14 protein-coding genes are annotated in these 12,549 nt (G+C 38.8%); 7 read left to right on the top strand and 7 right to left on the bottom strand.

Annotated features, from left to right (window positions below):
* Positions 1-358: 358 nt before the first annotated feature.
* From rpmH to mnmE, 5 genes are all read left to right on the top strand, one after another.
* The gene (gene rpmH / locus AOLE_RS19550; RefSeq protein ID WP_000831329.1) at positions 359-493 is read left to right on the top strand and encodes a 50S ribosomal protein L34; all 135 of its coding nucleotides are present in this window, start codon (positions 359-361) and stop codon (positions 491-493) included.
* Between the two features lie 29 nt (positions 494-522).
* Positions 523-915 (top strand): ribonuclease P protein component, encoded by a 393-nt coding sequence (gene rnpA / locus AOLE_RS19545; protein ID WP_004795567.1) that lies wholly within the window; start codon positions 523-525, stop codon positions 913-915.
* Positions 916-925: 10 nt separating this feature from the next.
* On the top strand, positions 926-1,246 hold the full coding sequence (gene yidD / locus AOLE_RS19540; RefSeq protein ID WP_003656027.1) for a membrane protein insertion efficiency factor YidD: 321 nt from the start codon (positions 926-928) through the stop codon (positions 1,244-1,246).
* Between the two features lie 5 nt (positions 1,247-1,251).
* On the top strand, positions 1,252-3,012 hold the full coding sequence (gene yidC, locus AOLE_RS19535) for a membrane protein insertase YidC (RefSeq protein WP_013199309.1): 1,761 nt from the start codon (positions 1,252-1,254) through the stop codon (positions 3,010-3,012).
* 90 nt (positions 3,013-3,102) lie between these two features.
* Positions 3,103-4,458: a tRNA uridine-5-carboxymethylaminomethyl(34) synthesis GTPase MnmE gene (mnmE, locus tag AOLE_RS19530; protein WP_013199308.1), complete on the top strand. Its 1,356-nt coding sequence runs from the start codon at positions 3,103-3,105 to the stop codon at positions 4,456-4,458.
* Positions 4,459-4,506: 48 nt separating this feature from the next.
* Here the strand turns inward: mnmE and AOLE_RS19525 are convergent, their stop codons facing one another.
* On the bottom strand, positions 4,507-4,770 hold the full coding sequence (locus tag AOLE_RS19525; RefSeq protein WP_013199307.1) for a metal/formaldehyde-sensitive transcriptional repressor: 264 nt from the start codon (positions 4,768-4,770) through the stop codon (positions 4,507-4,509).
* A gap of 42 nt (positions 4,771-4,812) precedes the next feature.
* On the opposite strand from AOLE_RS19525, the gene dmeF reads away from it, so the two are divergent.
* Together dmeF and AOLE_RS19515 are read left to right on the top strand one after the other, a co-directional pair.
* Positions 4,813-5,796: a CDF family Co(II)/Ni(II) efflux transporter DmeF gene (dmeF, locus tag AOLE_RS19520; protein WP_081399232.1), complete on the top strand. Its 984-nt coding sequence runs from the start codon at positions 4,813-4,815 to the stop codon at positions 5,794-5,796.
* Between the two features lie 95 nt (positions 5,797-5,891).
* Complete coding sequence (locus AOLE_RS19515) at positions 5,892-6,590, top strand: DsbC family protein (RefSeq protein ID WP_013199305.1); 699 nt, start codon at positions 5,892-5,894, stop codon at positions 6,588-6,590.
* A 50-nt stretch (positions 6,591-6,640) separates the two neighbouring features.
* Here AOLE_RS19515 and AOLE_RS19510 read toward each other — a convergent pair whose 3' ends face one another.
* The 6 genes from AOLE_RS19510 to AOLE_RS19485 all read right to left on the bottom strand — a co-directional run bounded on the left by AOLE_RS19510 (position 6,641) and on the right by AOLE_RS19485 (position 12,415).
* On the bottom strand, positions 6,641-6,892 hold the full coding sequence (locus tag AOLE_RS19510) for a GlsB/YeaQ/YmgE family stress response membrane protein (RefSeq protein ID WP_000269732.1): 252 nt from the start codon (positions 6,890-6,892) through the stop codon (positions 6,641-6,643).
* Positions 6,893-7,064: 172 nt separating this feature from the next.
* The gene (hpt, locus tag AOLE_RS19505; protein WP_004795560.1) at positions 7,065-7,592 is read right to left on the bottom strand and encodes a hypoxanthine phosphoribosyltransferase; all 528 of its coding nucleotides are present in this window, start codon (positions 7,590-7,592) and stop codon (positions 7,065-7,067) included.
* Positions 7,593-7,809: 217 nt separating this feature from the next.
* Positions 7,810-9,132, bottom strand: coding sequence for a guanine deaminase (guaD, locus tag AOLE_RS19500; RefSeq protein WP_013199304.1), 1,323 nt, complete (start codon positions 9,130-9,132; stop codon positions 7,810-7,812).
* Between the two features lie 56 nt (positions 9,133-9,188).
* Complete coding sequence (locus AOLE_RS19495; RefSeq protein WP_013199303.1) at positions 9,189-10,244, bottom strand: aromatic ring-hydroxylating oxygenase subunit alpha; 1,056 nt, start codon at positions 10,242-10,244, stop codon at positions 9,189-9,191.
* A 297-nt stretch (positions 10,245-10,541) separates the two neighbouring features.
* Entirely contained in the window at positions 10,542-11,498 is a 957-nt protein-coding gene (locus AOLE_RS19490) for a TerC family protein (protein WP_013199302.1), read from the bottom strand.
* A gap of 320 nt (positions 11,499-11,818) precedes the next feature.
* On the bottom strand, positions 11,819-12,415 hold the full coding sequence (locus AOLE_RS19485) for a phosphatase PAP2 family protein (protein WP_013199301.1): 597 nt from the start codon (positions 12,413-12,415) through the stop codon (positions 11,819-11,821).
* Positions 12,416-12,549: the final 134 nt, after the last annotated feature.

Here is a 12,549-nt window from a genome sequence, read left to right as displayed (position 1 = left end):
TAAATATAAATTTTAAAATTTGAATTTATTTAATAGGGATGTGATCTTTTGTGGATAACTACAAAATATGAATTTAAATTCAAATGCAGCAAATCAAAGCCAAGATGATATCTTGTTTTGTTGATAAATATGTATATAAGGTGTGTATATAATAAAAGTTCTAATAAAAATAGACAATTACTTTGTGTATAACTTTAAAAACTATATATTGCACTGAATTATGACAATCATAAAAAGAAGTAGAGAGATTAAAAATTTGGGTTAAATACAAAACTTTCTTGGTTTTTCATTGACAGCGTAAACATTGCACAATAAAATCGCGGACCTTTATAGAAAGATCATTTTTGGGAGTTTCGATATGAAACGTACTTTCCAGCCATCTGAATTAAAGCGTAAACGCGTTCATGGTTTCCGTGCTCGTATGGCAACTAAAGCTGGTCGTCAAGTATTAGCTCGTCGTCGTGCAAAAGGTCGTCATAGCTTAACTGTTTAATACTGTTACGCTGACCAGACTTGGGTGTGATGACACTTTACAATTTTAGCACAGATGTGCGAATACGCTGTGCTGCAGATTATAAAAGTGTATTCGATGGTGCGCTTTTTAAAGTGCATCAACCCCATTTTTTATTTCTTGCAAAATTAACCGAACAGCCTAATAGCCGTTTGGGTATTGTTGTTGCTAAGAAAAAAGTGCGCCGTGCGCATGAAAGAAATCGAATAAAACGTCTTGCTCGTGAGAGCTTTCGTCTACATCAGCCGAATTTTGGATCAGATATAGATATTGTGGTAATGCCGAAAGTCGGTATAGAAGCGATTACGAATGCTGAGCTATATCAACAATTAGATTTTGCTTGGCAAAAATTACAACGCTTAGCAAAAAAACATTCTAAAGTTGGCACAACCTCGCAGAATTAAGAGATAGCCAATGGTTCGTTTTCTACGTTGGTTGATTCGACTGTATCAAATTGCGATTAGTCCGCTTCTTGGACCCCGTTGTCGTTATATCCCGACCTGTTCCCAATATGCGATAGAAGCATTGCAAACTCATGGTGCAATCAAAGGCGTTTGGTTATCTTCTAAACGAATTTGTCGTTGTCATCCGTGGGGCGGATCTGGATATGATCCGGTACCGCCAAAAGCAATTCGTTTTATTTCGTTTCATCAAATAGATTCTCAAACGCATCATGTTGCTGTACCCTTTCGTGATCGTTTACTGAAGCAAAATCTCTCTAACCATTTGGGGTAATAGATATGCAACAATGGGCCAGGTTTGCAATTCTCGGGGCCATGTTTGTCACCGCATATTTGCTCATTTTGGCTTGGCAAAAAGATTATGGAAATGCTGCAACTGCACCGCAAAAACAAGCGGCGGCTGTAAGTTCACATGAAGTATCTGCTGATTTGCCAAATGCTAAAAATGCAACAGTGGCTTCCGATGTGCCACAAGCAAATATTGCGCAGTCACAAACCACAGATGCAACTGCACCTGTGAATCAACAGCTTATTTCAGTACAAACTGACCTTTACCATATTTGGATCAATCCAAAAGGTGGTGATATTGTTCGTATTGAATTACTCTCACACGACAAAAGCAAAGATAGCGATCAGCCATTTGTTATGCTTGAAAATGATACCAAGCGTACATATGTTGCTCAATCTGGCTTAATTGGTTTGAATGGACCAGATAGCAGTCGTGGTGGTCGTCCATTATATGCGGTTGAAAAAACATCATATACTTTGGCTGATGCTAAGGGTGTACAGAATCAAAAGGGTCAATCTGAAAAAGTTTTAAACGTTCCAATGGTATTTAAAACACCTGAAGGCGTTGAAATTATTAAAACTTTCACCTTTACCCAAGGGCAATATCCAATTGTTGTAAGACATCAAGTGATTAACCGTAGCCAACAAAGCTGGCAAGGTCAGATGTTTGGACAATTAAAGCGTGATAACTCCGATGATCCTGGTAAATCTTCTCAAGGTATTTTCACTCTAGGAACTTTCTTAGGTGGAGCTTGGGGAACACCTGATTCACACTACAACAAGCTTAAGTTTGCTAATTTCTCAGAAGAAAAAGTAAATACTGAAGCGAAAGGTGGATGGGTTGCGATTGTTCAGCATTATTTTGTAAGTGCTTGGATTCCTGGGAATCTTAAACTGACTCAAGCAAATGGTCAGCCTTATGTAGCTAAACTTGAATCTCGTCAATCTGCTGATCATATGAATATCATTGGTTTTACCTCACCAGTGATTAATGTTCCAGCAGGCACTTCAATGGAAGTGGACGCAAAACTTTATTCAGGCCCGAAAGTACAATCTGAATTAAAAGATTTAGCGGTTGGCTTAAATCAGACTGTCGATTATGGCTGGTTATGGCCGATTGCCAAGTTATTGTTCTTAGGTCTTCAATTCTTCCATAGCATTGTGGGCAACTGGGGATGGTCAATCATCTTACTTACCGTGATGGTGAAGATGATTTTATGGCCTTTATCTTCAAAAAGTTATCGTTCTATGGCGAAAATGCGTGTGATTGCACCAGAAATGCAACGCATGAAAGAAGAGTTCGGTGAAGACCGTATGCGCTTCTCGCAAGAAATGATGGCTTTATACAAACGTGAACAAGTGAATCCACTTTCAGGTTGTTTACCATTGTTGCTACAAATGCCAATTTTCCTTGCCTTGTATTGGGTACTCATGGAAAGTGTGGAATTACGTCACGCACCGTGGTTAGGCTGGATTCAAGACTTGTCAGCAATGGATCCTTGGTTCATCTTGCCGTTAATCATGGGTGCTACCATGTTTGCACAGCAAATGTTGAACCCGCAACCCGCTGATCCTATGCAGGCAAAAGTGTTCCGCATTATGCCGATTATGTTCACGGTATTTATGTTGTTCTTCCCAGCAGGTCTCGTGCTGTACTGGATTGTGAACAACAGTATTACCATTTTACAGCAGTCGTTTATTAATAAGAGCGTTGAAAAAAGTCGTATAAATAAGACTGAATCAGCTTCTTAATCGTTGAACTTTTGCTGAATAAATCCGCTTAAGATGGTAATCTTAGGCGGATTTTTCTTTGGCTGGATTTTAGGTTTTTAGGTGAATAATATGCAAAGTCAAACCACGATTGCCGCAATTGCAACGCCACCAGGGCGTGGTGGTGTGGGCGTGATTCGCTTATCGGGACCTAAAGCTTATGAGATTGCTCAAAACCTGACACAGAAAAACTTGCCTGAAGCACGTATGGCAGGTTTTCGTAAGTTTTATGATGCTGATGGCAGCATTATGGATGAAGGGATTGTTCTATGCTTTCCCAATCCCTACTCGTTTACAGGTGAAGATGTTGTAGAGCTACAAGGTCACGGTGGTCCAGTCATTCAAAATGCATTGCTTGGTCGTCTATTTGAGCTGGGTGCAATTGCTGCAAAAGCTGGTGAATTCTCCATGCGCGCTTTTGAAAATGGCAAGATGGACTTGGTACAAGCAGAAGCAATTGCCGACTTGATTGATGCGACTTCACAAGCTGCAGCACGTTCTGCCGTTCGTTCTTTACAAGGTGCTTTTTCAACAAAAATTAATACGGTTTTAGAAAAACTGATCCATTTACGCTTACATGTTGAAGCTGCAATTGATTTTCCTGAAGAAGAAATCGATTTCTTAGCAGACGGTAAGATTTTAGCTTTACTTGAAGATGTTCAGCAGTCAGTACATGCAGTTCAAACATCTGCACGACAAGGTCAATTACTACGTGAAGGATTACAAGTCGTTATTGCGGGTAAACCAAATGCAGGTAAGTCGAGCTTGTTGAATGCGCTAGCTGGCGTTGAGCGCGCAATTGTGACCGATATTGCTGGTACAACTCGCGATGTTTTACATGAAAAAATTAGCTTAAATGGCCTACCAATCACCTTAACAGACACAGCTGGCCTACGTGAAACAGGTGACATTGTTGAAAAAGAAGGGATTCGCAGAGCAATTAAAGAAATTGAACAAGCTGATTTGTTATTGCTGGTTTATGATTTAAATCAAGGTGATGACCCATTAAAACTTGCTCAAGAATATTTTGCTGAACACATCGAACCTCGTCGCCTAATGTTAATTGGCAATAAATGCGATTTAACAGGTCAATTAGCTGAAATAAACGATTTTCAAGGGTTCCGTCATATAACCGTTTCTGCAAAACAAGAGATGGGCGTACAAGGCCTCGTAGAGGCGATTACAGCGCATGCAGGCTTCCACCCTGAGGAAGACACCTTTATTGCAAGAACACGTCATTTAGACGCAATGAAGCGCACACAGCTCTATCTTTCAGAAGCACGCGAGCAACTTGTTGTGTTTAACGCAGGTGAACTGGTTGCTGAATCATTACGCCTTGCTCAAAATGCTTTAGGTGAAATTACCGGTGACTTTAGCGCCGATGACCTATTAGGCAAAATCTTTGGTTCGTTTTGTATTGGAAAATAATTAAAAAATTCTGAATGATGCACATGGCTGTGTCATTCAGTCACCTCGTTAACCGTATCTTTTTAGAACCTTTAAAAACTCATCTAACTCATTCTGATCAACTTGTGCTTCTTTGAGCACATGGTGATGTAAGTGTTGTTCCATCAATTCACTCATCAAACCGTTTATCGCACCTTTAATGGCAGCAACTTGTTGCAGTATTTCTATGCATGAAATATCAGGCTGTTCAACGGCATACTCAATACTATTAATTTGCCCTTTTAGTCGTTTTACACGATTAACTATTTTTTTATCCTGACCAATGTGACTCATCTGTGTTCTCTTGTATAATTCAATATACTGGTAGGGAGTATATTGGGTTTAAATTTTATGCAGGATTATAGTGTATCACGTCATCATCAACATCAGTTTGATGAAGGAAATCCACTTGCACAAAAACGTATTTTGATTGCAACGATTTTAACGGCATCCATGATGGTGTTAGAAATATTCGGTGGATGGTTTTTTAATTCGATGGCGCTTCTGGCTGATGGTTGGCATATGAGTTCACATATGTTGGCACTCGGTTTAGCCTATTTTGCTTATCGTGCAGCTCGTCATTATTCCAAAGATCATCGCTTTAGTTTTGGAACTTGGAAAATCGAGATTTTAGCGGGTTATAGCAGTGCAATTTTGCTAATGGTTGTTGCCATTTTTATGGCTTTTCAGTCGATACAACGTTTATTTAATCCAGTTGAGATTTTTTATAATGAAGCGATTCCTATTGCAATTTTAGGTTTGGTCATTAACTTGATTTGCGCATGGTTACTTCACGATGATGGGCACCATCACCATCACCATCACCATCACCATCACGAGCATGATCATGGGCATCATCACCACGATTTAAACCAAAAAGCTGCATTTTTACATGTGGTTGCAGATGCAGTAACTTCTGTTTTTGCAATTATTGCGCTTTTCGCAGGTAAGTATTTCGGTTGGGATTTTTTAGATGCGCTTTTAGGGATTTTAGGCGCTATTTTGGTTGCAAAATGGTCTCTTGGGTTAATGAAAGAGACAGGAAAAACCCTTTTAGATGCTGAAATGGATCATCCTGTGGTTGAAGAAATTCGTGAAGTGATTGCTAAATTTCCTAAAAATATTGAAATTACGGATATTCATGTCTGGAAAGTCGCAAAAGGTAAGTTTTCTTGTATTTTAGCGCTCGAAACTGATGATATTTCTTTAACCGCGGATCAGATTCGTCAGGCTTTATCAATTCATGATGAAATTGTGCATATATCGGTAGAAATTAATACTCTAAAACCTGCTTATGTTCCACGTGAAACATTGGCATAAATGAGTGGGAGTTTGGTTATAACTCGGTAATCAGTTCTGTTTTCAAAAGCTGAACTGATTAAAATGATCTCCTCTCCTACCTATGAGTTGGTTTTATGCTTAAAAAATTAGGAATATTGGCGTTATTTAGCTTAACTGCAAGTATGAGTTTCGCTAATGTGGATACTGTTAGGGAAAATATTAAGAAACAATATCCTAATTTGAAAATTAGCAATATTCAGAAAACCGAAATGTCAGGGCTATATAGCGCTAATCTCGATCAGCAAATCATTTATGTTGGCGAAGATGGGCAGCATATGCTTGTTGGTTCTATGATTCGATTAAAAGATCAGAAGAATTTGACCAAAGATCTGGTGTTAGGACAGAACTCAATTGATTGGAAACAATTACCTTTAAAAGATGCAATTAAAACGGTTAAAGGTAATGGACAGCATGTTCTAGCCGTATTTTCTGATCCAAACTGCCCTTATTGCAAACAACTTGAACCTGAACTCGATAAGCTGAAAGATGTGACCATTTACACGTTCATCTATCCTTTAAAACCTCAGTCTATTGTTGTTTCTAGACAGGTTTGGTGTGCACCAAATCAATCCTATTCATGGAAAAAACTGATTCAGCAAGGTGTTAAACCAACAGTTGCAAGCTGTGCTAATCCAATTGACCGTAATTTAGAGCTTGGAAAGAAACTAGGTTTTAATGGTACCCCTACCTTAATTTTTGCAAATGGATTTAAACTGGTAGGCGCTCGATCTGCCGAAGAAATTCAGGCAGTGTGGAAAGAATTAGGTCTATAAAATGAATTAAAAAAAGCACCATCAGGTGCTTTTTTATTGCCTAAAAGTCATTAACTTTTTCGTGCAATTAAATTGTAAATAAAGAGAATAATGACTGCACCAATTACAGATGCGATAAAGCCCGCAGCTGAATTTTCTCCATAAAGGCCAAGTAAACGTCCACCATAAGTGGCTAGAAGCGAACCTGCAATACCAATTAGGGTAGTTACAATGAAACCTGCTTTATCATCCCCTGGATGTAAGGCACGAGCGATTAAGCCAGCAAAGAAACCAACTACAATAGCGACAATGAGTGACCACATATTTGTTCTCCAGTTGTTTTTTTGATGAAGTTAATGATTTTGCTTCATATTCTATCGTGCGGCAGAGTCATCTATTTTGTCTGTAGCAGATTGCGACTTTTTGTGTCTTTTTTGTTCGAAGCTAAAGTTTTATATAAAAAAATAGCACCTCGCGGTGCTATTTTTTTGAAATTTATAAACCAATTTCGCCAATAAATGGTAAGTGGCGATATTTTTGATCGTAGTCTAATCCATAACCCACAATAAACTTGTCTTCAACTTCAAAACCTAAGAATTTCACTTCGAGATCAATTTCACGGCGAGATGGTTTACTCACTAACGTACACAATTGAATCGAATTTGGTTCGCGAGTTTGCAGCATTTCCATAACTTTGCTTAAGGTATTACCTGAGTCGATAATATCTTCAACGACCAGTACATCTTTACCGCGAATTTCACCATCAAGATCTTTTAAGATTTTAACATCTCGACTTGAAGTCGTACCGCCGCCGTAGCTAGACACTGTCATAAAGTCGAGTTCATGCGGTTTGGTAATCGTTCGGCACAAGTCTGCCATGAAAATAACAGAACCACGCAGTAGCCCAATCAGGACTAACTCTTTGTCGCTATTTGCATAGTGAGCGTTAATTTGCTCGCCGAGCTCTTTGACTTTTGCTTGAATTTCTTCGGTTGAAATCATGATGCTCATTGCAACAGTCATGTCAGATTCCTACAAGATATAAAAGAAAAAATAAAAAAGGTGTTGACCTGCAACACCTCTAAAATCTGAGTTAATGGTAAAATTTTAAAGCAAAATGATGTTTCATGCACCCTTTGATGACTCTGAAGTTTTATCATTTTGAGCAATATGTCGATCCCGCTTTAAAACAAGAGCACATATTCCAAATAATAACAAAAACTTAACGGCCCGATTTTTATTAGGCTGTTTCTTTTTGATAAGCACGGTTTCCATAAATATAAGTCGCCTCAATATTACGGTCATCACCTAAAGTGAATAATGCAAACAACGAATCTTCAACAGATTTGGATTTAGACTGACGAAGTTGCTGTAGTGCAGTTGGCTTAAGGTTGAGTACCACAAAGTCTGCTTCTTTACCGACATTGAAGTTGCCTAACTTGTCCTGCAAATCAAGCGCTTTTGCTCCGCCTAACGTCGCATGATAAAGTGCTTCATAAGCTGAAAGCTTATCACCCTGTAACTGTTGGACCTTATAAGCCTCGTTAACAGTTTGCAGCAAACTAAATGATGTACCAGCACCGATATCTGTCCCCAAACCTACTTTCACTTGTTTTTCCCAAGTTTTTTTCAATGGGAATAAACCACTACCTAAGAACAGGTTTGAAGTTGGGCAAAATGCGATAGCCGACTGCGTATCATGCATACATTGCCATTCTTCATCTTCTAAGTGAACACAATGAGCAAAAACAGAACGTTTACCAGTTAGGCCATAATGTTGATAAACATCTAAATAGCCCGCTTGTTCTGGAAATAAAGATTTCACCCAAGCAATTTCATCTTTGTTTTCGCTTAAATGGGTATGTACATACACATCTGGAAACTCTTGTTTTAACTGCCCTGCTCTTTCTAATTGTTCAGGTGTAGACGTTGGTGCGAAACGTGGTGTAATCGCATACAGAGCACGACCCTTGCCATGCCATTTTTCAATGAGTGCCTTGGTGTCACTGTAAGCCGTTTCAGGTGTGTCACAAAGCGCTTCAGGGGCATTGCGGTCCATGAGTACCTTACCAGCGATTAAACGCATCTGAACGTGTTCTGCGGCTTCAAATAAGGCATCAACAGACTCAGGATGAACCGTACAGAAAACGAGGGCCGTCGTTGTACCGTGCTTTAAGAGTTCCTGAACAAAGAACTGGGCAATTTCATTTGCATATGCTTTGTCTTGAAACTGGATTTCAGTGGGAAAAGTATAGGTATTGAGCCAGCTTAAAAGTTGTTCGCCGTAAGCTCCCACCATTTCAGTTTGCGGAAAATGAATATGGGTATCAATAAAGCCAGGTACAATCAATTGTTCTGGATAATGTTGAACCTCAACTCCAGTAGGAAGATGTGCTTGAGCTTCTTCCCATGCACCAAACCATTTGATTTTTCCATGTTCACTAATCAATACACCATCTTCTAAATAACGCACTTGATTTGGAATATCAGTTGGCTCAGAGACGGTTTGCTGGATATCTAAAAAACGACCACGCACAACGGTGGTATTTGCGATCAATGACATGGAAAGCCTTTATATTTTCACTTTTTTCGATTGATTGTACCCCACTTAGCCAATATTTAAACGGTATAACGTTTACTTAGTCCCCATTCAGCCAAAATCCGTCGATAAGTCGTTGATGAACGGTCTGCTTCAAAATGTGCTTCCATCATTAAATCAAGCGGAAGGTCTTCTGGTTTTTGTGATTCGACCATATCTTGGTCTTCAGCAAAAATTTGCGCATTGAATGCATATACTTTTTCTAAATCTCCTGTTTGGTCAAAGTTACGGGTGAGTGGAACAAATAAACGGGTTTTATTGCTTGAGATAGGACAGCAGGCATTTAAGATTTTTAAGACCCCATCTTCTGGGAAATTTACCGTAAGCACAGCTGAAAAAGGTGGATAAACATCAAAGGTGCGCTTCCACAAAAAGCCTTCTGGTTCGAGATGTTTTAGTTCGTGTGGATAGTTACTGACATTGCTGATATAGACTGTTTTGAGGCCATATTTGGTACGTTCAGTATGGTATTTAGGGACAATGGGATTATCGCGACTGGCAAAGGCATTGTGATGTACCCAGGCAAAATGTGCGACATCGATAAACCCTTCAAGTTGACGTCCGCTAGAACCGCCAATATCGACAAAAGGCGGTAAAATTGATTGATGTTCTGCATGCTCCCAAGTATCTAATACTGGAATATTAGCTCGAGTAACATCCCGACTGTGAATACTGGTCCAAATCAAGCCATATCGTTCAACAACTGGAAATTTGGTAAGAGAAAAACGATCAGAAATTTTGGTTAACTCAGGTTGAGCTGGTATTTGGGTGCACTTCCCTTCAGTGTTATAGCGTAGACCATGATAGGGACACACAATTTCCTCACCATCCACCCAACCTTTGGTTAAAGGAACCCCACGATGTGGGCAAATGTCTCGAACTAAGTGAATTTCGCCACTTTCTGTCTTATATAGGGCCATATTCACATCTAATAACGTCACTTTTTGTGGTGCAGTAGATACATCTTGAGTGCGTGCGACGGGATACCAGTGAGTAGATAAAATTTCCCAATCTTTTGCTTCAAAACTGCTGTTACATGGTATTGCTAGCGGCGTTAAAGTTGGAATCGCATTCATGGCATCACTCCTTAAAAAAATCAGGGCTCTCGCGAGCCCTTAAAATCTAGGCTTTTTTCTTTTTAGGAAATGCAAAGAGCTTGCCAAGATTGATTTTAAATAAAGAAGTTAAGAGTAAAATTATTAAAATACATAAACTTATTTAATTATATTTTTGAATTTTTGTTCTAATTTAGCTTTGAACATGAAAGCTTATTATTTATTAAGTACTTAAAATGCACTGATTGATCGCAAGCAAGACCCAATAAAAAAGCACTTTAAAAGTGCTTTTTTATGTAGATCCCTTTATAGGATGAATTAAGACTGCAATTGCTTTTTGTTGTGTCGTAAAGAGAGATAAGCGGTAATTGCTAACACTATTACGATAAAGCTTAACGAAATCCAGATTGGCATGTGGAATACATCAAGCAACAACATTTTTGCACCAATGAACAATAAAATGATGCCTAAGCCATACGGTAAGTAATGCAGTTTAGAAGCAGCGCCAGCAAGCAAGAAGAACATTGCGCGTAAGCCTAAAATTGCCATTAAGTTCGCTGTTAAAACAATAAATGGATCACTGGTTACCGCGAAAATAGCAGGAATAGAGTCTACTGCGAAAATCACGTCTGAAGCTTCAACCAAAATCAATACTAAAAATAACGGCGTTGCCCACAATAAACCATTTTGACGTACAAAGAATTTGTCACCTTCCAGTTGTGGCGTAATACGCATATGCTTACGTAACCATTTTAGAGCCTTAATATCTTCAATATTGGTTTCTTCTTCTTGGCCCTTTAAGAATTTGAAGCCTGTATATACCAAGAACGCACCAAAGATATAAAGCACCCATGAAAACTCTTGAACAAACCATGCGCCAATAAAGATAAACAGAGTACGCAGTACGATTGCACCTAATACGCCGTAGAGCAAAATTTTACGTTGTAGGGCAGCTGGAATAGCAAATGCCGCAAAAATCATTAACCAGACGAAAACGTTGTCAATTGCGAGGGACTTTTCAAGTAAGTAACCTGCGAAGTATTCCATGGTTTTTTGATTTGCTAAGGTCACACCAGCAGTTTGCTGTAGATATAGCCATAAACCACCACCAAATAAGACCGCGACACTTACCCACGCCACGCTCCAGTAAGCAGCTTGCTTAATTGAGACATCCTGACCTTGCTTTTGCTTAAAGCCTAAAAAGTCCACTAAAAGCATGACAATGACAATGCCAAAGAATGCTATGTACAGCCATAGATTGCCGATTGTTTCCATAAATCCTCCTCACATCCGGCAATTGGGCATAAAAAAACCTCGACCAGTTGCCAGATGAATTAAAACATCTGTATCAACATGATCAAGGTCTTGCCTACATCATGAATTTCACGATGCTCAGATACCGACTTTTTAATAAAAGTGTATTGACGATATCTGACACATAACATTGCTGTTATGTTTGGAGGAGGCTACTCCCCTTGTCAAACTAAATTCTGTTTTGGATAAAACATATCCAATTTCACATAGAATGGCAGATTTTTTTATATTACGCAACTGAACTTAATCTCGTGGTTTTAATATAAAAAAAGATCTACGGATTATTTAATCAAACCGCGGTCTAAAAGCGGTTTGCATATAATCTGGTAAAGGTGAATAAAGAATGCGGTCAAACTTGTACCGTAAGCATTCCAGAAGTAATAACCTGCTGTATTGACCAGAAGCGCAACAATAAAAGCCCCCAACATGTCTAAAGGGAAATGCACACCTAAATAAATACGTGACCATGCCACCACAAATGATAAGAATAAAAGAATGATTCCAATCATTTTGCGCTGAGCAAACAAATAAGACAGAGCAATGGTACTGAAAATCAGCATATGATTACTTGGAAAAGATGCTGTTGGCGCATGCTCAATAAACGTGGTGCCAACACCCATGACAAATGGTCTGGAGTGATGGTAAAACAGAGAAATAACGTAACCTACTAAAAGGGATATACAGGTTAAAAAGACAGACTTAATGACTCTATTTTTTAAATCTTGATCACCATAGAACCATAAAAATGTAAGGATGAATAAAAGAATATAGAGGAGATCATTAGCAAAAAAGATAGCAAGACGAATGATAAATTGACTCGCATCCTGAGCCCCATTAATCACATGGAATAAGCTAAGGTTGAGTGTTTCTAAAGACATTCATATTCCAAACAAGAACAAAAAACGTGGGCTATGATAAAGAATTAAGCCTGTTGTCTTGATAAAGAATTGTCACAAAAATGAAATATGGTTTGTTTGTGAGTAATGATTAAACAGCAGGTCTAGACATTTTT

Origin of the sequence: Acinetobacter oleivorans DR1 (genome assembly GCF_000196795.1) — a bacterium.
Classification (GTDB): Bacteria; Pseudomonadota; Gammaproteobacteria; order Pseudomonadales; family Moraxellaceae; genus Acinetobacter; species Acinetobacter oleivorans.
Note: the sequence above shows the minus strand (reverse complement) of the source record. Positions and strands in the feature narration are given on the sequence as shown.

Coding starts and splice junctions, on each gene's coding strand:
- rpmH (WP_000831329.1), top strand. CDS start 359: ATGAAACGTACTTTCCAGCCATCTGAATTAAAGCGTAAACGCGTTCAT.
- rnpA (WP_004795567.1), top strand. CDS start 523: ATGACACTTTACAATTTTAGCACAGATGTGCGAATACGCTGTGCTGCA.
- yidD (WP_003656027.1), top strand. CDS start 926: ATGGTTCGTTTTCTACGTTGGTTGATTCGACTGTATCAAATTGCGATT.
- yidC (WP_013199309.1), top strand. CDS start 1,252: ATGCAACAATGGGCCAGGTTTGCAATTCTCGGGGCCATGTTTGTCACC.
- mnmE (WP_013199308.1), top strand. CDS start 3,103: ATGCAAAGTCAAACCACGATTGCCGCAATTGCAACGCCACCAGGGCGT.
- AOLE_RS19525 (WP_013199307.1), bottom strand. CDS start 4,770: ATGAGTCACATTGGTCAGGATAAAAAAATAGTTAATCGTGTAAAACGA.
- AOLE_RS19515 (WP_013199305.1), top strand. CDS start 5,892: ATGCTTAAAAAATTAGGAATATTGGCGTTATTTAGCTTAACTGCAAGT.
- AOLE_RS19510 (WP_000269732.1), bottom strand. CDS start 6,892: ATGTGGTCACTCATTGTCGCTATTGTAGTTGGTTTCTTTGCTGGCTTA.
- hpt (WP_004795560.1), bottom strand. CDS start 7,592: ATGACTGTTGCAATGAGCATCATGATTTCAACCGAAGAAATTCAAGCA.
- guaD (WP_013199304.1), bottom strand. CDS start 9,132: ATGTCATTGATCGCAAATACCACCGTTGTGCGTGGTCGTTTTTTAGAT.
- AOLE_RS19495 (WP_013199303.1), bottom strand. CDS start 10,244: ATGAATGCGATTCCAACTTTAACGCCGCTAGCAATACCATGTAACAGC.
- AOLE_RS19490 (WP_013199302.1), bottom strand. CDS start 11,498: ATGGAAACAATCGGCAATCTATGGCTGTACATAGCATTCTTTGGCATT.
- AOLE_RS19485 (WP_013199301.1), bottom strand. CDS start 12,415: ATGTCTTTAGAAACACTCAACCTTAGCTTATTCCATGTGATTAATGGG.